The organism is Alteribacter salitolerans, assembly GCF_016901055.1.
In the GTDB taxonomy this organism is placed as follows: domain Bacteria; phylum Bacillota; class Bacilli; order Bacillales; family Salisediminibacteriaceae; genus Alteribacter; species Alteribacter keqinensis.
The window spans coordinates 205,362-228,451 of the sequence record NZ_JAFEUX010000007.1; the positions used below are offsets into that span (position 1 = coordinate 205,362).

The window sequence follows — 23,090 nt, forward strand, 5'->3', positions numbered from 1 at the left end:
ATTTACGGTTTGACAATTGAATCGGTTATGGTACCTCATCACGATGTGTGTGAGGTAGAGGCGCGAAGTCAAAGAGTATGTATCATGAGATTCGGACATCTGTGAGTGATACAAAAAGGGGACTTTGCCGAAGCGGGTATGCGTGTCCAGCGCTGCCTGGCTGGGGTTGCATTTAAAAAATGCATCACTGTCACTCGGGAAACCGCAGTGGAGAACTACTGACTCTTTCTTGTTGGGGATCATGTGTTAGCTTACAAAGGCAGCATTGGAATCCAATGATGTCTTTTTTTTGTGAGAAAAAACAGTGTTCCTTGAATTGATGGATGAACGGCCTCATCTCACAGCAGTATTGTCAAGCTTTTTGCGCGCTCTTGAAGGTTATTTCAAGAACGGGTCGAATATCATACATTATTTTAATTAGGGGGAATTATTATGGATCACGGAGCATTATCATTACTGCCTCCGATATTGGCACTTATTATGGTTATCCTTACCCGCCGTGTTCTTCTTTCACTGGGTATCGGAATTATTGTCGGTGCGCTTATGGTCAATCAGAACGAAGAGCTCTTCGTCAACGAAGCGCTGTCTCAGGTTATCTCTATAGTGACAGGTATCTTTTATGTACCGGGTGAAGGAGTAAACACCTGGGAGTTTTATATTCTGCTGTTCCTTGTTATTTTAGGAATAATTGCTTCACTTATTACAATGACAGGAGGAAGCAGAGCCTTTGGTGAGTGGGCACTGAGCCGTGTGAAAACACGAATCGGCGCACAGATTGTCACTGCCTTCCTTGGGATTATCATTTTTATTGATGACTACTTCAACAGCCTGACTGTAGGTAACGTGAGCCGTCCGCTGACTGACCGTCACCGGATTTCACGGGCGAAGCTTGCCTATGTCGTCGATTCAACAGCAGCATCCATGTGTGTGCTCATTCCGCTTTCAAGCTGGGGAGCCTACATTATTACGATTATCGGTAACGATGTACTAATGGAGCATGGAGTCACTGAATTTGGTGCTCTTCAGGCGTTTATTATGATGGCACCGATGAACTTTTACGCTGTATTTGCCATTCTTATGGTCTTTGCGGTTGCTTGGTTCCGTCTGGATTTCGGTCCGATGCGTACACATGAGCTTCGTGCGCTTACGACAGGCGAGCTTGTGGATAAAGAAAAAGGAGCTGTTCCCGGGGACAGTGAAGATGCTCAGCCGGTTGTTTCAGGTCGTGTAGGCGACTTGGTATGGCCGATCGTCACGTTAATTGCAGCCACAGTTCTATTCATGATCGTAACAGGCGTTCAAGGTACTGAAGGGGAAGCGGGCCTTCTTGCTACGTTTGAAAATACAGATGTAGCGGCTTCACTCCTTTATGGCGGTCTCATCAGTATGGCAGTAACCATCGCCATTGCCTTTATGCGCAAAGTGCCGGTTAAAGATTTCGGCGTAGGCTTATGGGCTGGAGTTAAGTCGATGCTTCCGGCCATTTACATTTTGATCTTTGCCTGGACAATCATCGAAATTATCGGCGAACTCGGCACAGGTGCTTACCTAGCTGAAGTGGTAAATGACAACATGAACCTTGCTTATCTGCCGGTTGTATTGTTCCTCATTGCAGGATTTATGGCATTTACAACTGGGACAAGCTGGGGAACATTCGGAATCATGCTGCCGATCGCAGGAGAAATTGCAGCTCAGACGGATGTTACGCTGCTTCTTCCGGTATTGGCCGCCGTCCTTGCAGGAGCAATCTTCGGAGATCACTGTTCTCCAATTTCAGATACGACAATTTTGTCTTCTACAGGTGCGGGAAGCCATCATATCGATCACGTGCTTACGCAACTGCCGTATGCGGTTCTCGTTGCAGTGATTGCGTCTGCAGGTTTCCTTGTAATCGGCTTTACAGGAAGCTTCCTTGCAGCCATTGCCGCGTCGCTTGTGGTATTTGCACTGTCAGTCTTTATTCTGAAAACAGTTATAAAGCCGGTTGATGCTTAAAATTAAATCTGAGGGTGATTCATAAGGTGAAAAATCACCTTATGATCACCCTCTTTTTTTATTTTCGTTTAATAATAATTACTTTTCAGAGCATCTGCTCCTTTTGTGCCATTTTAAATGATTATCTTGCCAGATACCGGATAAAATTGGTATATTCAGATTACATTAATTTTCTGAAAATACCTTTACAAATACTACTGGGCTACTTATAATAAGACAATGTAACCACGTCGAAATTTGTCAAAAAAAAGCGAATGACCTGATTATGTTTGCTTCTTTTTTAGGTAATAGCAGTCAGAAAATATTGACAATTTCCAGGGTGGAAAATTCCGTAGAAAGAGAGAGGGGTTTTATTATGAGTAATGGCCGTGAAAGGTTTTCCAAGCTTGGATTTATCCTCGCTGCCGTAGGTTCGGCTGTAGGACTCGGAAATGTGTGGCGTTTTTCGTACGTAGCGGGAGACAGTGGAGGAGCTGCTTTTTTACTTATTTATATCTTATGTATTTTCCTCGTTGGTCTGCCGGTATTGCTTGCTGAATTTTCGATAGGCCGGAAAGGGCAGCAGGACGTAGTAGGATCTTTTAACGCAATTTCCCCTCAAAAACCATGGGCAATCGGTGGATTTCTGGGCGTTGCGTCTGCATTCTTAATTTTGTCATTTTACGGTGTTATCGCCGGATGGGTCGTATACTTCCTCTACAGCTATGTAACCGGTGCTACGGGGAATGTAGGTACAGGAGAATATGGGGACTTCTTCGGTGCCTTTATCGGTGGAGCTGCAGGGCCTGTTTTCTGGCAAGTACTCTTCATGATATTTGTTGTGGCTATTGTTTTCAGTGGTGTAAAAAAAGGTATCGAACTTTCAAACAAGATTTTCATGCCTTTACTGGCTGTAATTCTGATTTTCCTTGCAGGCTACAGCCTGACGCTTGACGGTGCAGGAGAAGGTCTGACATTCCTGTTCACACCGGACTGGAGTGCATTTGCCCAGCCGGGTGTGTATGCAGCTGCCATCGGACAAGCTTTCTTTACCCTGTCCCTGGGTATGGGAGCTATGATTACGTATGCAAGTTATCTGCCTAAAGATACAAACCTGCCAAGTGCAGCAGGAACAGTTGTCACGTTTGATACATTGTTTGCCATTGTGGCAGGTCTTGTGATCTTCCCGGCAGTGTTTACGTTTGGTCTTGAGCCGGGAGCCGGCCCTGGGCTGATCTTCATCACCCTTCCAGAAGTATTTAACCAGATGGGCGGCACTGGAACGCTGTTCGGCATTCTGTTCTTCTTCCTTGTAGCCATTGCGGCATTATCTTCTGCAATCTCCTTGCTTGAAGTAAGTGTTGCATATGCGATGCGCAAGTTTAACTGGACGAGACGCTTCTCTGCCGTAGTGGTCGGGGCGGTTGTGACCCTGTTTGGTATTCCTTCTGCTTTGAGTCAGGGAGGTCCGCTATCAGAATTTACGATTTTCGGACTGCCGTTCCTTGATGCAGTTGATACACTGACAGATAAGTACTTTCTGCCTCTGGGCGGTCTTGTGATTGCACTGTTTGTGGGGTGGGGCTGGAATAAAGTCGATGCCCTTAAGGAAACAGGTCTTACAAATTCAGCATTAGGAACGGCCTGGATCTGGTTCCTGCGAATTGTAGCACCATTGGGAATCGCCGTGATTCTTCTTCTCAACATTCTTGGATAAAAAAAGACAAAAAGGCTTCTCCGGAAATGGAATTCCGGAGAGGCCTTTTTATTTGATTTTCAGGACCATACAAAAGGCTCCTGTCAACCCTTCCCCGCAAATTGTGCGGGGACAGACCCCCGAACTTTTCTTGGATTTTTATTTGCGGCGGGACTGGCGTTCGATTTTTTCCCATGCCCGGAGTGAGGGATAGGGGTCGAATGACCATTCGAAGTAGCCGTTGTCTTTGTACATTCCGTAGTGGAGGTGGGGCGGGAACTTCCCTTGGGTCCCGGGTTTTCCGTAACCTGAGCTTCCGACGTAGCCCACAACTGTCCCCGGTTCAACGATTGTCCCACGTTCCACTCCTTTTTCAAATCCGGTCAGGTGGGCGTAGTAGTGGTAGACGTTATTTGTGTCACGTATCCCGATTCGCCAGCCACCAAACTTATTCCATCCTTTAAGTTCCACAATTCCGTATGTGGTAGACCTGACGGGGGTGCCGTATCCAGCAAAAAGATCGGTTCCCTCATGAATTCTGCGTCCGCCCCAGCCGCGGGAATGTCCCCACGTTCCTCTGTAACTGTAGTTATAATTGAGCGGCAGAGGAAACACTCTCTTACGGAGATCAAGCGTATTGAAGGTACGGTACACTTCCGCATGTCCGTTGATGAGCTCTATGGCTTTATCGCGCTGATAATAATCCCATAATCCAATTCGCATGTTCTCCTCATCAGTGCCGAAAGCAGCAAGCCTCTGGGCAAAAGTGAAGAGGACATCCTCATCGTTCGTCTGTTCGGCGAGGCCGTCTCCGTTACCATCAAGGCCAATTCCATTGAAAAGCGAAATTGAAACAGGGTTTGAATCGTCAGGATCGGGGTTTTCCATACCGGCCCACCTTTCAGCCGGAATTAAGATACCTACATATCCCTCTTCATCAGCCAAGTCCCGACGTGCCCTTCTGAGCCCGCGTTCATAGCTGTCCACACCTGCTATGTAGTACCAGGGAACACCGGTAAGTGTTTCAGTTTTTTTATAAAGTGCCATCCGCTCTGCAAAGATTTCTTCAGATGAACGTTCTTGAAGAACCGACGCATAGCTTTCTACAGGGATGAAAAGGGCTAGAAATAGAAAAACACACAGCCAGCAAGCGACACGTTTCATATAAGGCATCTCCTTTCAGCATGAGTAAAAAATACTCATATAAATCACGTGTCTATAGTGTTGGAAAAAATGAAGGAAAACCCTCCCGACAAATCCTTCCAATAAGCGGACCCCTTTGAGATTTCTGAGTTTTCATGTTAAAGTTACTAATGATTCTATCGTTCATTGGCATACTGAAACAGACGTGTTTACTGTCAGAAAAAGAGCTGGCTCTCTTTTTTTGGAAACAAGGAAATTTGATCAGGAGAGTGAACCTTATGGCGAAAAAAGAAGAATACATTCGTAAGCCCGACTGGCTGAAAATAAAACTTAATACAAACGAGTCCTATACAGGACTGAAAAAGATGATGCGTGAAAAGAAATTACATACTGTCTGTGAAGAAGCGCGTTGTCCGAATATTCACGAGTGCTGGGCTGAACGAAAAACAGCAACATTTATGATTCTGGGAGATGTATGTACCCGTGCATGCCGTTTCTGTGCAGTTAAGACAGGTCTGCCCACAGAGCTTGATCTGCAGGAACCGGAACGTGTAGCGGAGTCGGTTCACCTGATGGGTCTTAAACACGCTGTCATTACAGCGGTTGCCCGGGACGATCTGAAAGACGGCGGTGCCGAAGTGTTTGCAGAAACCGTTCGTGCTATTCGACGCAAAAGTCCGTTTACAACGGTGGAAGTGCTCCCTTCAGATATGATGGGACGCTATGAGAACCTTGAGACTCTCATGGATGCAAAACCAGATATCCTCAACCACAACATTGAGACGGTTCGCAGCCTGACTCCACGTGTCCGTGCCCGTGCTACATACGACCGCTCTCTTGAATTTCTGGCACGCGCCAAGGAAATGCAGCCAAAAATCCCAACAAAATCAAGCATTATGATCGGACTTGGGGAAACAAAAGAAGAAATTATCGAAACGATGGATGACCTGCGTGCTGCCAATGTTGACATCATGACAATCGGCCAGTATCTGCAGCCAACCAAGAAACACCTTAAAATCAAAAAGTACTGGACTCCGGAAGAGTTCAACGAGCTTAAAGAAATTGCACTCTCCAAAGGCTTCAAGCACTGTGAATCAGGCCCGCTGGTACGTTCTTCCTACCACGCTGATGAGCAGGTAAACGCAGCACAAAGCTAATGATTAAAGATGACCTCCACTACAGGGGGTCATTTTTTTCATTTAAACGAAGCCTGTAAAAAAAAGAAAAGACCCCTGTTCAACGAAGGGGCCTCGTGCCATTAATTCATATAATCGTCATTGCCATCATGCATTTCGTCACTGCTGATAGGCTCACCCTGGGGATAATCTTTAAACTGATCTGCTGTCTGCTCCAGAGTGTTGTTATATTCCTCAGAGTCGGGATACAGACTGCCGAAGCGCTCAATTTCATCCATCATTTCCATATCATCAGACACGTACACTTCGTAGTAAGAAGGAACAACGGATAATGCTGTTTTTCTTACCTGGTCCGCCACTTCATTGCGATCCATGTCTTCGTGGCCGCTGTTACGGCTGTAAACCATAAAGATTTTATCGTCTGTCACGAGCGTGCCGCATTCATCAACGGATGGAATAACGGCTGCCATCTCACTGATACTGTTTGCAAGAAGCTCCCTGTCATAAACGGCATAACCCGGATACTTCTTCTGCTTGGCTGTCTCTTTTGATTCACGGACAAACCCGTATTTATTGTATTCATCATGGTCGGCACTCTGACGGTTAATGACGTTATAGCCATCAGTCGTGTTACCTGTGCTAAGTGAATTCCACTGGGCATTGCCGCCGTCCTGTCGCGCAGTATCATTCATTTGCCCGCAGGCTGTAAGTGCCAAAGTACACACAAGGGATGCTGTGAGTAATCGTTTCATTTTTTCCACCTCCTGACTATAGGTTCTCCATTTCGGGATACCTTAGGAGCGGTAATTTGTACCGGTTTTAAGAGGTGGAGAACCGTAAAAAGTGGTAGATTAATCGTAAAATTTGGCAGATATGTATGCGAAGAAAGGACAATCCATTGGAGGTGGACAAATCCGCCATTTAACAGAGGACAGAGGGTAAATATGGTAGATAAAACTGAAAAAATGGTTGATATGTCCGTGAGGAGAGGACAGTCCACACGAGATGAACTGAGATATGTGGGATTTGGATATAAATACGCAAACTGATGAAGACCTGCAAGAATACCGGGGATCTGCCAGCGTATGTGGAAATTCGATGAACAACCGGGGAAAGTCGATGAACAACCGGCCAAACTCGATGAACAAACAGCTGAAGGCGATGAATAACTAGGCAGATGAATTTCCAAAACATCAGTCAACTCCGCTCAAACTCGATGAACAAACAATCCAAGGGTGTTGAATAACTCCTTGAAAAGACGGATAATTTCCAAAACACCATGCAACCTGCTGAACGAGACTCCCGCGGCTTACACCTCATAAAACTTTAGGAAAACATTGAATTTTTTAGTGAGATAAGGCAAGATAAAGAGAGTAGAGAGAGGTGTTTGCCATGATTCGTATACAGGGAAATGAATACGAGCTGATCGAGAACATAAAAGACGGCTGGGTTGAAGAAGATTTCAAAGCGCGGTACAGCGATGTGCTGAATAAGTATGACTACATCGTCGGCGACTGGGGATATAATCAATTAAGGCTGAAAGGCTTTTTTGAAGATCAGAACCGAAAATCTCCTTTTGAATCCAAAATCAGTTCTTTGCCGGAATACTTATATGAATACTGCAACTTTGGCTGCCCTTACTTTGTGATAAAGAAAGTAAAGGAAAAAGAGAAGAAAAAGTCGTCTTAATCCAAAAAATAAATGGCACTGTGAACCCGTATAGTACAACACCGGGCTCTCCAATCTCACAAGCCAGATAAATAAAGGGTGTTCCTGCAGTGCACTGCAGGAACACTTTTTTCTTTGTGAAAACTACTGCCGTCCGCCGCCATTGTAGCGTTTGTCATCGTGGGTCGGATGGGAGCCGGGATCTTTCCGGTCCAGACCTTCGTGAAGGTTTTTGTATTCATAGTTAAAGGCGCTGTAAGAGCGCTGTCCTTCATGCCATGGACTGCTTTTTCCCAATGGGCGCTCAATGGGAGAGCCGTAGGGGCCTTCCGGGGTAATTTCCGGAAGAACAAAATTTTTGTTTTTTTCAACAACAATAAAGTCTGTATACTTGCGTTCATCTTTATCGGGCAAGAAAAAACACCTCCTGCACATAGTATGTGTAAAGGAGGTGCTGACTATGAACGTTAAACAACTTCAAAGAGGAATTCACGGAGCTCTTTTGCTTCTTCTTCGCTCAGGTTATAAGCGTGTTCGATGTAGCCTGGCTCGTCCAGGTCATCACTGCCGATTATAGCGAAGCGATTGGAGAGCATATTCATAACGAGTTTTTTTCCGTAGTAGCGGTTCGTTGTTGTAATGGCCAGGTCAAACCGCTGCTCTTCGCCCATAAAGCTGACAAAGCGGGTCTTTGTTTCTTCTTGGTCATTGTACAGATAAAAACGCTCAGACATGGGACTCACCCTTCCTTATCGTCTTACTCCTGCTCTTGCAAATGAGGCTTCTGGTTAAGACGGTGATGAGCTTTAATATATCGTACTGTGCCTGTTTTTGCACGCATAACAATGGAGTCTGTTTCAACGAGGTCGCCGCCGAGGAAACGGACACCTTCAAGCAGTTCTCCGGTGGACACCCCCGTTGCTGCAAAAATAGCGTCGTCACCTTTTACAAGGTCGTTGAGCTGCAATATGCGGGACGTATCTTCGACGCCCATTTTTTTACAGCGTGCTTCTTCTTCATCGTTCATCGGTACAAGGCGGGCCTGCATGTCGCCCCCTAGGGACTTGATTGCTGCGGCAGAAATGACACCTTCAGGAGCACCGCCTGTTCCAACAAACAAGTCAATACCCGTTCGAGGCATGGCAACTGCGATAGATGCGCCTACGTCTCCATCCCCAAAGAGGTTAACCCGGGCACCTTTTGCACGGATGCGTTCGATGAGTTCAGCGTGCCGTTCCCGTTCCTGAATGATCACCGTTACGTCTCGGACACGTTTGTTGTTCATTTTTGCAATAATATCAATCGTTTTTTCAATTGGGTCATCAAGGCGTACGAGGCCGGCTGCTTCCGGACCTACAACGAGTTTCTCCATATACATGTCAGGAGCGTGAAGAAGGGTACCACGGTCTGCGATGGCGATGACGGCCATGGCATTCGGGTGTCCTTTCGCTACGATGCTTGTTCCTTCCAGCGGATCCACGGCGATGTCAACTTCCGGACCATTACCTGAACCCAGTTCTTCACCGATATAAAGCATTGGTGCTTCGTCCAGTTCACCTTCACCGATGACAACCGTTCCCTGCATGTTAACGGAGTCGAACATTGAGCGCATAGCAGTGGTTGCTGCGTCGTCCGCTTCTATTTTTCGGCCGCGACCCATCCATTGGGAAGAGGCCAGAGCTGCTGCTTCGGTTACACGTACAATTTCTAATGCTAATTCTCGATCCACGTTGATTCCTCCAGTTGTAAAATAACGATATAATAAAAGAATAGCTTTCCATAATTAATCCTTCATCATAATAACAAACATTTCACACTAAATAAATCGATTTTACGATATTTGATGAAAGATTTATCTGGAAAAAGGCCAATGTGTTATACTAATTCGAGATTAAAGAAGACAGGTGATGATTATGTATTTTGTTGACCGTGAACTAATTGAAAAACGATTGAACTACTTAGAGACGCTGCTCACTGAGCTGGCAGGTCAGTATGATAATGAACCGGATATGCCTTTCATTCTTGAACGCGCCGGTCATATGATTATTGAAACGATGATGGACGTGGGCAACCAGATGATCGACGGCTTCATTATGAGAGATCCCGGAAGCTTTGAGGACATTGTGGATATTCTTCTCGATGAACGGGTGATTACGAAAGAAGAAGAGGAAGGAATTAAAGCGCTGCTTCCATGGCGGAAAACCCTGCTTCAGGAGTACACGGATATTGACCACGGCAAATTAAAAGAGGATTACAAAAAGCAAATGCCGGTTCTTCTTCGTTTTCCAGGGCGGGTACGTATGTATTTAGAAAATGAACTGGGGCCGGTATCGGCATTTTTACCTAACAAAACAGACTGACTTAGACATACTGGAGGCAGAACATAGATGAAAGCATACAAAGGGTACTTAATTGATCTTGACGGAACAATGTACAGAGGCAAGGAGGAAATTTCGGAAGCAGTAACGTTTGTTAACCAGCTGGTGGAAAAAAAGATTCCTTATTTATTTGTCACGAACAATTCTTCAAGAACTCCTGAACAAGTATCAGACAAGCTCGTGAGCATGGGGATTCCTTCAACACCGGATCACGTGTTCACGACAAGTATGGCAACAGCCAACTATGTTTCGGAAAAAAAGCCCGGTGCAACCGTTTTTACCATAGGGGAAGAGGGAATTAAGCAGGCACTGAAAGAAAAAGGGATGAAGCCTGGTGATGAAACCGCCGATGTGGTGGTAGTGGGAATTGACCGTGCCATTTCATATGAGAAATTAAGCACAGCCTGTCTTGCTGTCCGAAACGGAGCGACATTTATTTCTACAAATGGTGACGTGGCTATTCCGACAGAACGGGGACTTCTCCCGGGGAATGGCTCTCTTACATCTGTTGTGACTGTATCTACCGGAGTGAAACCAACCTTTATCGGCAAACCGGAATCGATTATAGTGAATCAGGCTCTTGATGTTCTTGGGACAGCAAAAGAAGAAACAGTGATGGTCGGAGATAATTATCATACAGATATTCTTGCAGGAATTCATGCAGGTTTGGACACCATTATTGTTCATACAGGAGTCACATCGAAAGAACAGCTCACTGACTACGATGAACAGCCGACTCATTCCATAGGCGGCCTGGATGAGTGGCGGTTCGAATAGGCACTTAAAACATAAAAAATGTGTATCATGAGTCCTAAAGCAGATTGGCTCCGACCAAAACGAAAAAAACACTTGTCAATGCAGGGGTTTCAAAATAGGCTTTAAAGAGTGGTTATGGCGGATTGGCAATGGCTCCGCACGCTGCTCGCCCGGCAGGAGAAAACCAATTCCTTCCGGGCTTTTTTAAAAGGGCAGCGGCTCCGCTCATTGCTTCGAGGCTGGCCCAAAAGGTAAAAAACGACCATTTGGGTCAACCTCTTTTATTCCACTGCTTCGGCTCCGTGAGCCAGTCTGCTGGAAGCAGCTGCTGCGATCGCTCCAACAATATCATCGAGGAACGTATGACAGCCGTTTGATTTGTCGTTGAGGAATTTTAAAATGCCAGGTTTTTCTTTATCGATGTAACCGTAATTAGTAAAGCCGATGGAGCCGTATACATTTACGATGGAAAGGGCGACGATTTCATCAACCCCGTATAAGCCCTCGTCCCGGTCAATGATACCCTGGATCGGCTCCTCAAGCAGGCCCTTCTCTGCCAATTTATCAAGCTGGATGCCTGTTAAGATAGCGTTTTGTACTTCCCTTTTTGCGAGGACCCGGTTAATGTTGTGTTTACAAATATCCATAGTCAGGTCGGGATAATATCTCACCTGAAGAAAATAGACGAGGTCAGCTATGTCGTCAATTTTAACTCCTCGGTCGGAAAGCCAGCCGCGTGCTGTTTTTTCGACAATGTCCATTTCTTTTTCTTTACTCATTGCACTCATCACCTTCTATTATCCTTTGGGTATTTATATGAATTTGATGCTTATTTGGTGTTCTTCAATACAGTGTTGTCGATATGAGTTAATCTTAGACACTCAGCCAGGCTTTTATCACGTGACAACCTGTTTTTTCATAAGCTGGGTTTAGAGTAGCTGTGAAATTGGGAGGAAGCAGGATGCTTGAACGTTCGCTGTTTGATCACTATCGACTATATCCGGAAAACATACTACAGGCCTACCAGGTTACGATTATCGAAGCAAGCGGGGAAAGGTATATGCTTACCCCGGTTCATTCGGAACAGAGCCAGGTTCAGCAGCAGGCAGAGATGGCTAACTGGCTGTTGTCTCAGGGTGAGGACGGCATTCCCGAACTTGTGCCTACTGATACGGGTAAAGCAACGTTGGACCTTGATGGGACTGTGATGGCTCTTTACCGCCTGCCTTCAGAAGCCAGGATGATGAGAAGTTATGATCCTGTAGGAAAAAGGCTGGCTACTTTTCATCAGCGCGGTCAGTTCTATGCTCATCAAGGGAAAAGAAAAGCGCCGTCTGGAGCCCAGAGCTGGAAGGACCGCTGGGAAAAAAGACTCGATCAGATGGAATCGTGGTATGTGCACATAAGAAATGAACAAATTAAAACCCCATTTGATGAGGATTTTCTTCTCACGTATCCGTACTATATGGGATTAAGTGAGAATGCCATTCAGCTGTTAAATGACATTGCGATTGATGATGGGGCGGCATCTATGGAGCAGGGAAATACGATTTGCCACAGGCGTTTCCAGGATTCAACCTGGCTGACTGTAGATGAACGGTTTCCGTCTGCTGTAAAAGTACCGGGCCAGCTTGTGTATGATCACTTTTCAAGAGACTTATCGGAGTGGCTCCGTGATGATTTCAAACAATCTTCCGGTAACGAAAGAAACAGGCCGCTGCAGTTTCCAGAGATGCTTACTACCTATGATCAGGAGAGGCCATTGACGGTGGTGGATCGTAAGCTTGTAGCTGCCAGGCTTCTTTTTCCCCTTCATTACTTTGATACTGTAGAAGAATATTACCAAAGTGTAGACGAACGGAAAAAAGGAGAGCTTGCCAGTGAATTTCGTACTGCAATTTACGATTCCGGCAGTTACGAGAAAAATGTAAACAACGTTCTTCACTATATGATTGATGAACGAACCCGTATGCGTCTGCCAGGATGGCTGGGGTAAAAAGAGATGGCTTGGAAGGGAATATTGAAACCTTGCAGGTCATCTTTTTAATTGGGGCGGCTTAACTCTTTCTAAAAGTGTTTTCGTTTAAAGCCGGGTCAATTATAATGTAGAGAGGAGGCGATTGCAGTGAGGAGTAAACCTTATATCTTTATTACCCGTACCCTGCCGGAAAAGACAATTGAGCCGCTGCTGGAAATGGCAAACGTAGTGATGTGGGAAAAAGACGATGAACCCGTCCCCCGGGCACGTCTTGAAGAAGAAGCTGAAAAAGCGGATGGTCTGCTGACAATGGTGAGTGACTCCATTGACCGGGATCTTCTGGAATCTGCTTCAAAGCTCCGGGTGGTTTCGAACATGGCCGTAGGTTTCGACAACATCGATATTGAGGCAGCTGATGAGCTGGGCATACTCGTTTGCAACACGCCGGACATCCTTACAGATACTACAGCAGACTTAACATTTGCACTGTTATTAAGTGCGGCAAGACGTCTGCCCGAAGCAGCTGCCTACCTGGCCGAAGGAAACTGGAAAGAGTGGGCTCCCATGCTTTTGGCAGGAACAGACGTTCACCATAAAACAATCGGCATTGTAGGGATGGGGCGGATCGGCTCGGCAGTGGCAAAACGTGCGGCCGGCTTTGATATGAACATTCTTTATCACAACCGATCGAGAAACCGTGAAGCTGAAAACATAACGGGGGCACGGTATGCAGGCTTTGAAGAGCTTGTAAAAGAAGCGGATTTTGTTGTTTGTCTTGCTCCCCTGACTAAAGAAACCAAACAGATGTTTACATACAGCGTGTTTAAACAAATGAAGAACACTGCGTTCTTTATTAATGCTTCAAGAGGCGGACTTGTGGACGAAAGAGGACTTGTTCATGCATTACATGAGAGACTGATCGCAGGTGCAGGGCTCGATGTATTTGCAGAAGAGCCGGTTAAGCCGGACCATCCATTGCTTTCTTTTCCAAATGTAGTTGCACTTCCGCATATCGGCAGTGCTTCTGTGGAAACAAGACATGCCATGGCTGAGCTTGCGAGCCGGAACATCGCTCACATTTTGAAAGGATACCGGCCAAAAGCACTTGTAAACAAGAAAACCGTATAACTGCAACAAAAAATCCCTCTGCTTATGCAGAGGGATTCAAATTAAAATACTTGTTCAAGTTCTGTTACACCAGGTACTTCTTCAAGCAATGCACGCTCGATACCTGCTTTAAGAGTGATTGTTGAACTTGGGCATGAACCGCAAGCTCCCATCAAACGTACTTTTACAACACCGTCTTCGTCGATGTCTACAAGCTCAACGTCTCCGCCGTCACGCAGCAGGAACGGACGCAGTTTATCTAATACTTCCTGTACTTGTTGTTCCATAGTTGTTTCAGTTGCCATTGAATAAACACTCCTTTCTTTATCTTTCATTATAATATCCATACGCTAAAAAATCCATGAACGTGCTTAAATCTTTTCTTTCATTCACCCATTTTTCTGTAAATGGGATTCACCATGAGTATAACATATATCTATGATAAAATAAGGGTGTAAACGTTTTTATCCTCGACTTTTCAGGGAGGTTCTCTTATGACACCGATTATAATCACTATATACGGCGCAGAAGTTAAGTGTGCCAGCTGTATTCATTTACCGACTGCTTTTGAAACAAAAGAGTGGCTCGAAGCAGCAATTACCCGTAAGTTTCCAGAACAGAAATTTGAGTTCGTCTACTGTGATATCGATTCGCCGGACGGGGAAGAGCAGGCTTCATTTGCAGAGCGAATTCTGGATGATGAATTCTTTTATCCTCTTGTTGTGTTAAACGGTGAAGTGGTGGCTGAAGGAAATCCGAAGCTTTCAAGTATTTATGAAAAAATTAAGCAGCATCAGTCTGCTGCTGAAAATACGTCTCAAGCCTCAGGGTGATGGAAGTAGCATGTGCCGGGAGGGTTTTTTCCATGTTTTTGTGTTCCGGGGAGATCTCGTAATTGCAATACGCTCAGTATCGAGCGGTCCTTGGAAAGTGCCATGAGTGTAAATTGGCATCTACCTTTAACAGAGACAAATAAAAAGCCTCCGCTGTTGGAGGCTTTTTTTATTGAGGAAATGTCTCTACAATCGTTATATTGTTTTTACGATCCTGAGTGATATTTATACATCCAAAGTACACCGGATTTGAGTACTCGCGGTACACGGCCTGTTAATGATTTTTCTCCCATTAAACCGAAACCGTGTTTTTTTCCAAGTGAGCCGAGAACGCCTTTCAGCTTAATACGCGGCAATTCCTTCGGCCACTCTTCGCCGTTCCACTTCTTTTGAAGAAGCATGGCAATTTGCTCGGCTTGAGCTTCCGCAAGCTGAGCTGATGGTGCCTGTTTTAACCGTGCAGAGTCACCGACAACAAAAGCGTTTTCATATCCCGGGATTAAGTGGTGCTCGGTTACGTTTACACGGCCTTGGTTATCTTTATCCACATCAAGCTCTCTCACAAGCTTGTTGGCCTGAATTCCTGCAGTCCAGATGATGGCATCAGTCGAGATAGCTTCATCATGGTTATACAAAACATTCTCTTCTACTTTTGTAATGTTGGCTTTATTAATGATTTCAACGTCGTTTTTGATGAGCCAGTCCGTTACATAGTTATAGAGTTTCGCCGGGAACATGGAGAGAATGTTTTCACCGCGGTCAAAGAGCTTGATTTTAAGGTCAGGGCGGCTTTCACGAAGTTCACTGGCAAGCTCAACCCCGCTCAGGCCCCCACCGACAATGGCGACTGTTCCTCCATTATGGATGGCTTGAATAACCTGGTTGGTTTTTCTGGAGCGTCTCATTGTCTGAATACTGAGGGTATACTTATCTGCTCCTGGAACGCCGTGATACTTATCTTCACAGCCAAGACCAATCACAAGGTCATCGTATGAAAGTTCCTCGCCGCTTGCCAGTTCAACCTTATTGTCGTCAAGGTGAATACCTGTAACGGTTTCATATTTAAGTTCAAGGCGGACATCGTTTGGAAAGGCTACACGAAGGTGCTTATCGGCAACAGTACCGGCAGCCAGTGCGTAAAACTCCGTCTTCAGACTATGATAAGCCTCTTTTTCCACTAACGTAATGTTTACATCCTTTAAGTCTTTCTGTGCAAGCAGCCGTTGAATGACCCGTAAACCGCCATACCCGCCGCCTAAAATAAGTAAATCTCTCACACGATCAGCCTCCTCTTGGATGTGCGTATCTCTCTATATACAAGGGGCAGCCCCCTTGATTATAAACACGTTGAAATATATGTAAACGTTTTACTACGTTTAAAGTTTATCAACTTTTTGTCGAAATAACAATATTTTTACGAATTTTTTACACGATCATGAGCGTGAATGTTGACACGGTATATGTGAGACGATAGGATTATGGTTGACCATCGAAGAGGTGATGCAGGAATGAAACCAATAATCGAGTTTTGCGTTAGTAACTTGGCAAGCGGAACGCAGGAAGTTCGCGAACGGCTTGAAAAAGATCCGAACCTCGATGTGATTGAATATGGATGTCTTAGCTTTTGCGGTCAGTGTGCCAGAAAGCGTTTTGCCCTTGTAAATGGAGACGTAGTGACTGGTGAGACGAACGACGAGCTTTACGATAATATTTATAAACATCTGGAAGAAAATCCGATGTTTTAATGAAGAGAGGGTGTCTCATAAGGCGGATCGATGCCTTGATGAGGCACTTTTTTTATTTGCCTCTGTTAAACACAGGTATCATTCCAGTCAACGTTTTTTAATAAAGCTTCAATGGTATTAGAGAAGCTGTTTTCCTCATCTATACATGCTAAAATCAACGCAAGGGAGTGAGACTGCATATGAAAGTGATTCCTTTTAGTCATACATGGCCTTATGATAAGCAAATGGGCGACATTTACCTTTCTGAATGCCCGTTCTGCGGAGAAGAGAATGTTCTTACAAATATGAAAAACCGCGATCTGGAAAGAGCGAAAGAGCATGTAAAGCAAAGGCTCAACATGCCATGCTGTTTAAAAACGATGATCATCCTTGAAGCAGACGACGACTATTTCTGGACGTCTGAACCATTAAGGTAATATAAAGAAGTATGGAGTGATGAACATGAAAGTACCCTTCACAAAAATGCACGGACTTGGGAATAATTACATTTATGTAAACGAGTTTGAGGTAACTCTCCAAGAGGAGCAGCTGCCTTCCCTGGCAGTCGAAGTGGCTGATCAGTTTCAGGGAATCGGTTCTGACGGAATGATCCTGATTGGGCCGTCTGAAACCTCTGATGTCAGGATGAGGGTTTTTAATAATGACGGATCAGAAGCAAAAAACTGCGGAAACGGTCTTCGGTGTGTAGCCAGATTTTCCTTTGAGAGAGGACTTGTGAACAGTACGGAAATGACAATTGAAACGAAAAGTGGAAATGTTACGGCCGAAGTTCACTTGGCCGATGAGAAAGTTAAAGCAGTGACTGTCAATATGGGGCAGCCTGTTATGGAACGGAAGGCCATCCCAATGACCGGGGAAAATGCAGAAATAGTAGTAGCGGAACCTTTTGAGGCAGGAGGGGAAGAACTTTCCCTTACAGCAATCTCCATGGGTAATCCCCACGCGGTGTTTTTTGTTGATGATATTAACCAGGCCCCATTGACAACACTCGGACCGGTAATCGAAAAAGATATACGTTTTCCAGACTGGGTGAACGTTGAATTCGTTGAAATCGTATCTTCCAATGAGATGCACTTCCGTGTTTGGGAGCGCGGCTCGGGAATTACCCAGGCTTGCGGCACAGGCGCCTGTGCGGCAGCTGTAGCTTCTGTATTAAACGGGCATTCAAAGCGTGACGAGGAAATTACGGTTCACCTTGCTGGAGGGGACTTAACCATCCGCTGGGACCTTGAAGGGGAAGTTTGGATGACAGGCCCCGCAGAAGTAATTTGTGACGGAGTTTACATTCCGAGACAAGTCCGGTCTTAAGCGTGTTAAAGCAGGGTACTCTATCAGAGACTGCTGTGGGCGTGGGGGCAAGGAAAGACTCCGCAGAGCTTTAGGATGCACTGGAAAAAGTTAAAGACTAAACTTTTTCAGTGCCTTCGTTTTAGCTCGAGGAGGCTTGCGGGCACCGCCGCGGAAAGCGAAGGGCATGCGGGCTTCATCTTCAATTTCTGCGATTAGCAACAATTGATTTACACAAAAACAGAAAACGTAATATTTCAAAGAAAAACCCTGATGCATAAACGCATCAGGGTTTTGTGTGTCTTAATATTCTTTAATGACGTTATAGAATGTATCACGCTCGACTGGTTTCTTGTCTGCCCCTTTAATGAGATGGATCAGTTCTTTTCGCGTAAGGCCTTGTGATGTTAAAGCGCCCGCAGCGTGAGAAATACGTTCTTCGATAAGTGTACCGTGAATGTCCGATGATCCGAATGAAAGAGCCATTTGAGTCAGCTGAGGACCGATGTTGATCCAGTAAGCTTTAATGTGATCAAAGTTATCAAGCATGAGACGGCTGATGGCAATCGTACGCAGGTCATCATAAGCAGATGTACGGCGTGTAAGATTTGCGTTCACACTTCTTGGCTGCATCGCTAATGGAATAAACACCATAAAGCCGTTCGTTTTATCCTGAAGCTGACGAAGACGGTCCATGTGAATCAAACGCTCTTCTTTTGTTTCAATAGAACCGTAAAGCATCGTGGCATGTGTTTTAAGACCAAGCTCATGAGCAAGCTCGTGAGCTTCCAGCCACTCATCAGTTGATGCTTTTTCAGGGCTCATTTTCGCACGGTAACGCTCTGTCAGGATTTCAGCGCCACCGCCGGGAAGAGTGTCAAGGCCGGCTTTAACAAGTTCCTGAAGCACTTCTTTCATACTGAGACCGGAGATACGGGAGAAGAACTCAATTTCTGCTCCTGTATAGGCCTTGACCGTACATTGTGGGTAGTGCTTTTTTAATGTGCGGATCGTGTCAAGGTAGTAATCAAACGGCACCTGATGATTGTGTCCGCCTACGATATGGAATTCACGGATGTTGTCATTCCAGCGGTCTTCCACATATTTAAGCAGTTCTTCTTCGTGCATGGTGTAGGCCCCTTCTTCACCGGGCTTACGCTTAAATCCGCAAAACGCACAGCTGGCTTCACAGACGTTTGTAGGATTGATGTACATGTTTTCGATAAAGTAGACGTTCTTGCCGTTTTTACGCTCGTTTACCATATTGGCTAACTGCGCTACTCCAAGAAAGTCTTCTGTTTCGTAAAGTTTAAGGCCGTCTTCAATTGTAAGTCTCTCACCATTTACTACTTTGTCCTGAATCTTTTTTAACTCTTGATCCATTAACAAAATTGACATGGAATTTCCCCCATTCTGTTATATGACCATCGATCGTTTTGCGACCGGTTAACGGTATATGCTGCAGCACCTGAAAACAGTGTTTTGTCAAAACTCTCCGTCTATCTTATCATCAATTTTACAATCATGTAAAACAGTAATGACCAAATACACTTGTGTGACCTGGAAGTGAATAACTTTCTAAAGATTGAGCGACTTACTGTTCCGTTTTCTGGTGAGTGGTGTAAAATAGGGGGTAAGTATGCAAGCATGTATATAGAAGGAGGGGATGGTTGTGATTGAAGAAACGGATCAGGGACGTGAACGAAAGTTAACTGAACTTATGCGGGAGATTGAGAAGCTGCGAATAGAAATGGTGAGAGCAGCTGAAGCCCATGGCCGTGACCATCCTACTGTTTTGGAATATAGTAAAGAGATTGACCGTTATCATAATCTGCTCATGCAGTTCAGAGAAGAGCTGGGCAGGACCTGAAGTTTTGAAGAAACCAGTCAGCTTTACGGTACCGGCTTTAGACGATATAATGGAAAGATATGAAAGGAGGGGCAAAAATGCTGAATATTACCGAAGCAGCAGCAACCCAGATCAAAGAGATGATGAAAGCAGAAGAGAATCATAACAGCTACCTTCGCGTCGGGGTTAAAGGCGGCGGATGCAGCGGTTTGTCCTATGGAATGGGCTTTGATACAGAAGTGAATGCCGACGACGAAACGTTCGAGTTACACGGCATAAAAGTGGTCATGGACAAAGAGAGCATCCCGGTTATGGATGGTGTTAAAATTGATTACAAGCAGAACATGATGGGCGGAGGATTTACACTCGATAATCCGAATGCCATTGCATCATGTGGCTGTGGTGCATCATTCAGAACAGCAACCAATAAAGGAACACCTGAAGATTGCTAAACATACAAACCAACTCCAGCAGGGGTTGGTTTTCATTTGGACTCAATGAGGAGGCGGGTTGAGGACAAGCGGCAGAGGACTTTATTGACTTTCTATGAAGATTTGACGGGTTAAGATATGAAGGGTTTGTGTTTGTTGTGAATTCATTCCCAATCCGCTGCCGTGGGCGGAGCGAAACTTAAAAGAAGTCAAGACAAATGCCGGTTCCCCGTTAACAGGAACCGGCATATCCTATAAGTAAAGACTCTGCTACCTTATGTGAATTTATGAACAAACCTGATCTGTCTGCTGCGAGGAGAGACAATAAAACCCTTATTGCGGGAACATGCTGGAACTGTGTCCGGGGAAAACCCTCGCTTTTGGATCAATCGAAGCTTTTGCATTGTTGACGGCAATTGGTGCTTCGCCAAATCCGCAGGCAATCAGCTTCACTTTACCATCATAGGTAGCCACGTCACCCGCAGCATAAATACCCTTAATGTTTGTTTCCATTTTGGAGTTAACAACAATGGAGTTTTTTTCAATTTCCAGACCCCACTCTTTAATCGGACCGAGGGCGGAGACAAAGCCGTAGTTGACAATGACTGCGTCCACTTCTACGGTTTCAACTTCATCACTGTCTTTCATCTTGATGTCGACAGCCGTTATCTTTTCACCGTCACCATGAAGTTTTTCAACGGTATACGGGGTACGGACATTGATTTTATCCGAGTCCATCAGCTGATTCACACTGTGTTCATGGGCACGGAATTTGTTTCGGCGGTGAACGATCGTCACTTTTTCGGCAATATCTTCAAGCATGAGTGTCCAGTCTACAGCAGAATCACCGCCCCCTGCTAATAAGACGCGGTCACCGGCAAACTTATTTAAATCATTAACGAAATAATGAAGGTTCTTTCCTTCATACTGTTCGGCACCTTCAATTTCAAGCTTTCGGGGCTTAAATGCACCTACCCCGGCTGTAATGACGATTGTTTTGGAATAATGAACTTCCTTATCTGTAGTCAGGATAAAAATGTCGTCTTCCCCTTTTTCGACCTTCTCTACAGCTTGTTCCAAAGCGACCGTCTGCTCGAACTGTCCGGCCTGTTCAACAAGGCTGTCTACAAGCTCCTGAGCACGCACTTTAGGAAAGCCGGCTATATCATATATGAACTTTTCCGGATACAAGGCGGATAACTGCCCGCCTAATTGAGGCATTGCTTCAATAATTTTCACTTTGGCCTGGCGCATGCCACCGTAAAAAGCAGTGAAAATCCCAACGGGCCCTCCACCAATAATGGTAATATCGTAAATCTCTCTTTCTTTTGACAAAACTGACACCTCCAGAAAAAAATTTACACATCTACTCTATTCAGTATAAACGTAACAGGGATAGAAGAAAAGGAAATACGCAAGGAACATACGTGCAAATCAGAATGTTATAATAACTCAATGTAAACAGGGTTTACTGGTTAAAAAGTGAAAGTAAACGGAAACATATATATGATATTCTATGGAAATGTTATTATTAGATGAAAATGTTCGGAAAAAGTTCACAAAACGGTTGAAATGTAAACAGGAAATGAATATGATTGTAGATGGAGTTTACAGCAACAAAAACAACCACGTTTCATTGAACTTATTTTTCTTGTTTTTTTGTACCCTATTACGTGAATTACATCACAAACTTATAACTCTCCTTTTCATATATCCATTTGCGTGGATGAAATATAAATGCTTTATTCAATGTGAAACCGGGAAAATGGAGAGTAATTTAGAAATGGAGTGAGAACTGTGAAGAGAAAACCAAGAATTGTCATTTTAGGTGCGGGATACGCTGGAATTATGACAGCTTCACGTCTAACTAAAGCCGGGATGCATCAGGAAGCGGAAATTACGCTGGTAAACAAGCATAATTACCACTATCAGACTACATGGCTGCACGAGCCTGCAGCAGGTACACTGCACCATGATAAAACACGTATGAAAATTGACAGTGTTATTGATACAAACAAAGTAAACTTCATTAAAGACGCTGTAAAAGAAGTCAAGCGTGAAGAGAAAAAAGTAATCCTTGAAAATGGAGAGCTAGAGTACGACTACCTCGTTGTCGGACTTGGTTCTGAGCCTGAAACCTTCGGAATTCCTGGTGTACATGAACACGCCTTTGCGATCCGAAGTGTAAACTCCGTAAGATTAATTCGTGAGCACATTGAATATAAATTCGCGAGCTATAACAACGATGATGTAAAGCACGACGAGTACCTTACTTTTGTAGTAGCAGGTGCCGGTTTCACGGGTATCGAGTTCGTTGGGGAACTGTCTGAGCGTGTTCCTGAACTATGTGAAGAGTATGATATTGATCGTGAAAAAGTGAAGATTATTTCTGTTGAAGCAGCGCCAACAGCATTGCCGGGATTTGATGAAGAGCTTGTAGAGTACGCTATGAACCTTCTTGAAAGCCGCGGTGTTGAATTTAAAATCAACACACCAATCAAAGAAGTAACAGAAAACGGCGTCCTCCTTGCTGATGGTGAAGAGATTAATTCCCACACAGTAGTATGGACAACAGGGGTGCGCGGAAATGCAATCGTTGAAGACAGCGGATTTGAAGCGATGCGCGGTCGAGTTAAGGTGGAAAAAGACCTTCGTGCTCCTCATCATGATGATGTCTTTATCATCGGGGACTGTGCTCTTATCATTAATGAAGAGATTAACCGTCCATACCCGCCGACTGCACAAATTGCGATTCAGCAGGCCTACACTTGTGCCAACAACCTGAAGCACCTTATTACAGGTAAAGGTGAAATGGATGAGTTCAAACCGGAAATTAAAGGTACAGTTGCGTCCCTTGGAGGAAAAGAAGCAATCGGTCTCGTGGGATCCCGTAAAGTATACGGATCTTCAGCATCAGCTGTGAAAAAGATGATCGACAACCGCTACCTGTTCCTTCTTGGCGGGATGCCTCTTGTTCTTAAAAAAGGAAAACTTAATATTCTTTAGTAAAAATTGCATTACTAAAATGTTCAGGGGCTTCCCTGAACATTTTTTTTGCTTTGATTGAGAGAGAAAAAAGAAGAGAAACCCTTATGTTTACGCTTACATG

25 protein-coding genes and 1 riboswitch are annotated in these 23,090 nt (G+C 44.8%); of the genes, 15 read left to right on the forward strand and 10 right to left on the reverse strand.

The window, feature by feature from the left end:
• Positions 1–47: 47 nt before the first annotated feature.
• Positions 48–226: riboswitch (Lysine riboswitch) on the forward strand.
• Positions 227–432: 206 nt separating this feature from the next.
• Entirely contained in the window at positions 433–1,995 is a 1,563-nt protein-coding gene (locus tag JSY36_RS14795; RefSeq protein WP_205166955.1) for a Na+/H+ antiporter NhaC family protein, read from the forward strand.
• 355 nt (positions 1,996–2,350) lie between these two features.
• A complete protein-coding gene (locus JSY36_RS14800; RefSeq protein WP_205166956.1) occupies positions 2,351–3,691 on the forward strand; it encodes a sodium-dependent transporter in 1,341 nt (446 codons plus the stop codon).
• 138 nt (positions 3,692–3,829) lie between these two features.
• On the opposite strand, the gene JSY36_RS14805 is transcribed toward JSY36_RS14800, so the two are convergent.
• The gene (locus JSY36_RS14805; RefSeq protein ID WP_122898784.1) at positions 3,830–4,834 is read right to left on the reverse strand and encodes a M23 family metallopeptidase; all 1,005 of its coding nucleotides are present in this window, start codon (positions 4,832–4,834) and stop codon (positions 3,830–3,832) included.
• A 257-nt stretch (positions 4,835–5,091) separates the two neighbouring features.
• Between JSY36_RS14805 and lipA the strand changes: the two genes are divergently transcribed.
• On the forward strand, positions 5,092–5,970 hold the full coding sequence (lipA, locus tag JSY36_RS14810) for a lipoyl synthase (RefSeq protein WP_026688470.1): 879 nt from the start codon (positions 5,092–5,094) through the stop codon (positions 5,968–5,970).
• A gap of 101 nt (positions 5,971–6,071) precedes the next feature.
• On the opposite strand, the gene JSY36_RS14815 is transcribed toward lipA, so the two are convergent.
• On the reverse strand, positions 6,072–6,701 hold the full coding sequence (locus JSY36_RS14815) for a YhcN/YlaJ family sporulation lipoprotein (protein ID WP_205166957.1): 630 nt from the start codon (positions 6,699–6,701) through the stop codon (positions 6,072–6,074).
• Positions 6,702–7,341: 640 nt separating this feature from the next.
• Between JSY36_RS14815 and JSY36_RS14820 the strand changes: the two genes are divergently transcribed.
• Positions 7,342–7,638 (forward strand): YutD family protein, encoded by a 297-nt coding sequence (locus tag JSY36_RS14820; RefSeq protein WP_122898778.1) that lies wholly within the window; start codon positions 7,342–7,344, stop codon positions 7,636–7,638.
• A 123-nt stretch (positions 7,639–7,761) separates the two neighbouring features.
• On the opposite strand, the gene JSY36_RS14825 is transcribed toward JSY36_RS14820, so the two are convergent.
• Genes JSY36_RS14825 through glpX form a run of 3 tightly spaced genes read right to left on the reverse strand, consistent with a single transcriptional unit; the run spans position 7,762 to position 9,346 of the window.
• Positions 7,762–8,031: a hypothetical protein gene (locus JSY36_RS14825; RefSeq protein ID WP_122898776.1), complete on the reverse strand. Its 270-nt coding sequence runs from the start codon at positions 8,029–8,031 to the stop codon at positions 7,762–7,764.
• A 53-nt stretch (positions 8,032–8,084) separates the two neighbouring features.
• On the reverse strand, positions 8,085–8,351 hold the full coding sequence (locus JSY36_RS14830) for a DUF3055 domain-containing protein (protein WP_122898774.1): 267 nt from the start codon (positions 8,349–8,351) through the stop codon (positions 8,085–8,087).
• Positions 8,352–8,374: 23 nt separating this feature from the next.
• Positions 8,375–9,346 (reverse strand): class II fructose-bisphosphatase, encoded by a 972-nt coding sequence (gene glpX / locus JSY36_RS14835; RefSeq protein WP_122898772.1) that lies wholly within the window; start codon positions 9,344–9,346, stop codon positions 8,375–8,377.
• A gap of 184 nt (positions 9,347–9,530) precedes the next feature.
• Here glpX and JSY36_RS14840 point away from each other — a divergent pair, with 184 nt between their 5' ends.
• Together JSY36_RS14840 and JSY36_RS14845 are read left to right on the forward strand one after the other, a co-directional pair.
• Positions 9,531–9,977 carry a DUF86 domain-containing protein gene (locus tag JSY36_RS14840; RefSeq protein ID WP_205166988.1) on the forward strand — a complete coding sequence of 149 codons (447 nt, stop codon included), beginning with the start codon at positions 9,531–9,533 and terminating at the stop codon, positions 9,975–9,977.
• A gap of 27 nt (positions 9,978–10,004) precedes the next feature.
• A complete protein-coding gene (locus tag JSY36_RS14845) occupies positions 10,005–10,772 on the forward strand; it encodes a TIGR01457 family HAD-type hydrolase (protein ID WP_205166958.1) in 768 nt (255 codons plus the stop codon).
• Positions 10,773–11,032: 260 nt separating this feature from the next.
• Here JSY36_RS14845 and JSY36_RS14850 read toward each other — a convergent pair whose 3' ends face one another.
• Complete coding sequence (locus JSY36_RS14850; RefSeq protein ID WP_205166959.1) at positions 11,033–11,530, reverse strand: phosphatidylglycerophosphatase A family protein; 498 nt, start codon at positions 11,528–11,530, stop codon at positions 11,033–11,035.
• 182 nt (positions 11,531–11,712) lie between these two features.
• Here JSY36_RS14850 and yutH point away from each other — a divergent pair, with 182 nt between their 5' ends.
• Complete coding sequence (yutH, locus tag JSY36_RS14855; protein WP_205166960.1) at positions 11,713–12,747, forward strand: spore coat putative kinase YutH; 1,035 nt, start codon at positions 11,713–11,715, stop codon at positions 12,745–12,747.
• 129 nt (positions 12,748–12,876) lie between these two features.
• Positions 12,877–13,857, forward strand: coding sequence for an NAD(P)-dependent oxidoreductase (locus tag JSY36_RS14860; RefSeq protein ID WP_205166961.1), 981 nt, complete (start codon positions 12,877–12,879; stop codon positions 13,855–13,857).
• A 41-nt stretch (positions 13,858–13,898) separates the two neighbouring features.
• On the opposite strand, the gene JSY36_RS14865 is transcribed toward JSY36_RS14860, so the two are convergent.
• Entirely contained in the window at positions 13,899–14,183 is a 285-nt protein-coding gene (locus JSY36_RS14865; protein WP_236784928.1) for a NifU family protein, read from the reverse strand.
• A gap of 147 nt (positions 14,184–14,330) precedes the next feature.
• Between JSY36_RS14865 and JSY36_RS14870 the strand changes: the two genes are divergently transcribed.
• Complete coding sequence (locus JSY36_RS14870) at positions 14,331–14,669, forward strand: YuzD family protein (protein WP_205166962.1); 339 nt, start codon at positions 14,331–14,333, stop codon at positions 14,667–14,669.
• A 206-nt stretch (positions 14,670–14,875) separates the two neighbouring features.
• On the opposite strand, the gene JSY36_RS14875 is transcribed toward JSY36_RS14870, so the two are convergent.
• Positions 14,876–15,946, reverse strand: coding sequence for an FAD-dependent oxidoreductase (locus JSY36_RS14875; RefSeq protein WP_205166963.1), 1,071 nt, complete (start codon positions 15,944–15,946; stop codon positions 14,876–14,878).
• Between the two features lie 231 nt (positions 15,947–16,177).
• Here JSY36_RS14875 and JSY36_RS14880 point away from each other — a divergent pair, with 231 nt between their 5' ends.
• The 3 genes from JSY36_RS14880 (at position 16,178) to dapF (ending at position 17,722) form a co-directional block, all read left to right on the forward strand.
• A complete protein-coding gene (locus JSY36_RS14880) occupies positions 16,178–16,414 on the forward strand; it encodes a YuzB family protein (RefSeq protein WP_205166964.1) in 237 nt (78 codons plus the stop codon).
• 179 nt (positions 16,415–16,593) lie between these two features.
• Positions 16,594–16,830, forward strand: a complete 237-nt coding sequence (locus tag JSY36_RS14885) for a hypothetical protein (protein WP_122898752.1) — start codon at positions 16,594–16,596, stop codon at positions 16,828–16,830.
• Positions 16,831–16,855: 25 nt separating this feature from the next.
• Entirely contained in the window at positions 16,856–17,722 is an 867-nt protein-coding gene (gene dapF, locus JSY36_RS14890) for a diaminopimelate epimerase (RefSeq protein ID WP_236784930.1), read from the forward strand.
• A gap of 282 nt (positions 17,723–18,004) precedes the next feature.
• Here dapF and mqnE read toward each other — a convergent pair whose 3' ends face one another.
• Positions 18,005–19,099, reverse strand: a complete 1,095-nt coding sequence (gene mqnE, locus JSY36_RS14895; RefSeq protein WP_122898748.1) for an aminofutalosine synthase MqnE — start codon at positions 19,097–19,099, stop codon at positions 18,005–18,007.
• Between the two features lie 274 nt (positions 19,100–19,373).
• Here mqnE and JSY36_RS14900 point away from each other — a divergent pair, with 274 nt between their 5' ends.
• Both JSY36_RS14900 and JSY36_RS14905 read left to right on the forward strand, forming a co-directional pair.
• Entirely contained in the window at positions 19,374–19,571 is a 198-nt protein-coding gene (locus tag JSY36_RS14900; protein ID WP_249414078.1) for an aspartyl-phosphate phosphatase Spo0E family protein, read from the forward strand.
• A gap of 77 nt (positions 19,572–19,648) precedes the next feature.
• Positions 19,649–20,002 carry a HesB/IscA family protein gene (locus tag JSY36_RS14905; RefSeq protein WP_205166966.1) on the forward strand — a complete coding sequence of 118 codons (354 nt, stop codon included), beginning with the start codon at positions 19,649–19,651 and terminating at the stop codon, positions 20,000–20,002.
• A gap of 312 nt (positions 20,003–20,314) precedes the next feature.
• Here the strand turns inward: JSY36_RS14905 and JSY36_RS14910 are convergent, their stop codons facing one another.
• Positions 20,315–21,316 carry an NAD(P)/FAD-dependent oxidoreductase gene (locus JSY36_RS14910; RefSeq protein ID WP_205166967.1) on the reverse strand — a complete coding sequence of 334 codons (1,002 nt, stop codon included), beginning with the start codon at positions 21,314–21,316 and terminating at the stop codon, positions 20,315–20,317.
• A gap of 462 nt (positions 21,317–21,778) precedes the next feature.
• Between JSY36_RS14910 and JSY36_RS14915 the strand changes: the two genes are divergently transcribed.
• Positions 21,779–22,987: an FAD-dependent oxidoreductase gene (locus tag JSY36_RS14915; RefSeq protein WP_205166968.1), complete on the forward strand. Its 1,209-nt coding sequence runs from the start codon at positions 21,779–21,781 to the stop codon at positions 22,985–22,987.
• Positions 22,988–23,090: the final 103 nt, after the last annotated feature.

Bases quoted from the DNA above. Each gene is read 5' to 3' on its own strand.
- mqnE (WP_122898748.1), bottom strand. From the start codon at position 19,099: ATGTCAATTTTGTTAATGGATCAAGAGTTAAAAAAGATTCAGGACAAA.
- JSY36_RS14845 (WP_205166958.1), top strand. From the start codon at position 10,005: ATGAAAGCATACAAAGGGTACTTAATTGATCTTGACGGAACAATGTAC.
- JSY36_RS14880 (WP_205166964.1), top strand. From the start codon at position 16,178: ATGAAACCAATAATCGAGTTTTGCGTTAGTAACTTGGCAAGCGGAACG.
- dapF (WP_236784930.1), top strand. From the start codon at position 16,856: ATGAAAGTACCCTTCACAAAAATGCACGGACTTGGGAATAATTACATT.
- JSY36_RS14885 (WP_122898752.1), top strand. From the start codon at position 16,594: ATGAAAGTGATTCCTTTTAGTCATACATGGCCTTATGATAAGCAAATG.
- JSY36_RS14795 (WP_205166955.1), top strand. From the start codon at position 433: ATGGATCACGGAGCATTATCATTACTGCCTCCGATATTGGCACTTATT.
- JSY36_RS14820 (WP_122898778.1), top strand. From the start codon at position 7,342: ATGATTCGTATACAGGGAAATGAATACGAGCTGATCGAGAACATAAAA.
- JSY36_RS14870 (WP_205166962.1), top strand. From the start codon at position 14,331: ATGACACCGATTATAATCACTATATACGGCGCAGAAGTTAAGTGTGCC.
- JSY36_RS14805 (WP_122898784.1), bottom strand. From the start codon at position 4,834: ATGAAACGTGTCGCTTGCTGGCTGTGTGTTTTTCTATTTCTAGCCCTT.
- JSY36_RS14840 (WP_205166988.1), top strand. From the start codon at position 9,531: ATGTATTTTGTTGACCGTGAACTAATTGAAAAACGATTGAACTACTTA.
- JSY36_RS14905 (WP_205166966.1), top strand. From the start codon at position 19,649: ATGCTGAATATTACCGAAGCAGCAGCAACCCAGATCAAAGAGATGATG.
- lipA (WP_026688470.1), top strand. From the start codon at position 5,092: ATGGCGAAAAAAGAAGAATACATTCGTAAGCCCGACTGGCTGAAAATA.
- JSY36_RS14850 (WP_205166959.1), bottom strand. From the start codon at position 11,530: ATGAGTAAAGAAAAAGAAATGGACATTGTCGAAAAAACAGCACGCGGC.
- JSY36_RS14800 (WP_205166956.1), top strand. From the start codon at position 2,351: ATGAGTAATGGCCGTGAAAGGTTTTCCAAGCTTGGATTTATCCTCGCT.
- yutH (WP_205166960.1), top strand. From the start codon at position 11,713: ATGCTTGAACGTTCGCTGTTTGATCACTATCGACTATATCCGGAAAAC.
- JSY36_RS14865 (WP_236784928.1), bottom strand. From the start codon at position 14,183: ATGGATATTATAATGAAAGATAAAGAAAGGAGTGTTTATTCAATGGCA.
- JSY36_RS14815 (WP_205166957.1), bottom strand. From the start codon at position 6,701: ATGAAACGATTACTCACAGCATCCCTTGTGTGTACTTTGGCACTTACA.
- JSY36_RS14830 (WP_122898774.1), bottom strand. From the start codon at position 8,351: ATGTCTGAGCGTTTTTATCTGTACAATGACCAAGAAGAAACAAAGACC.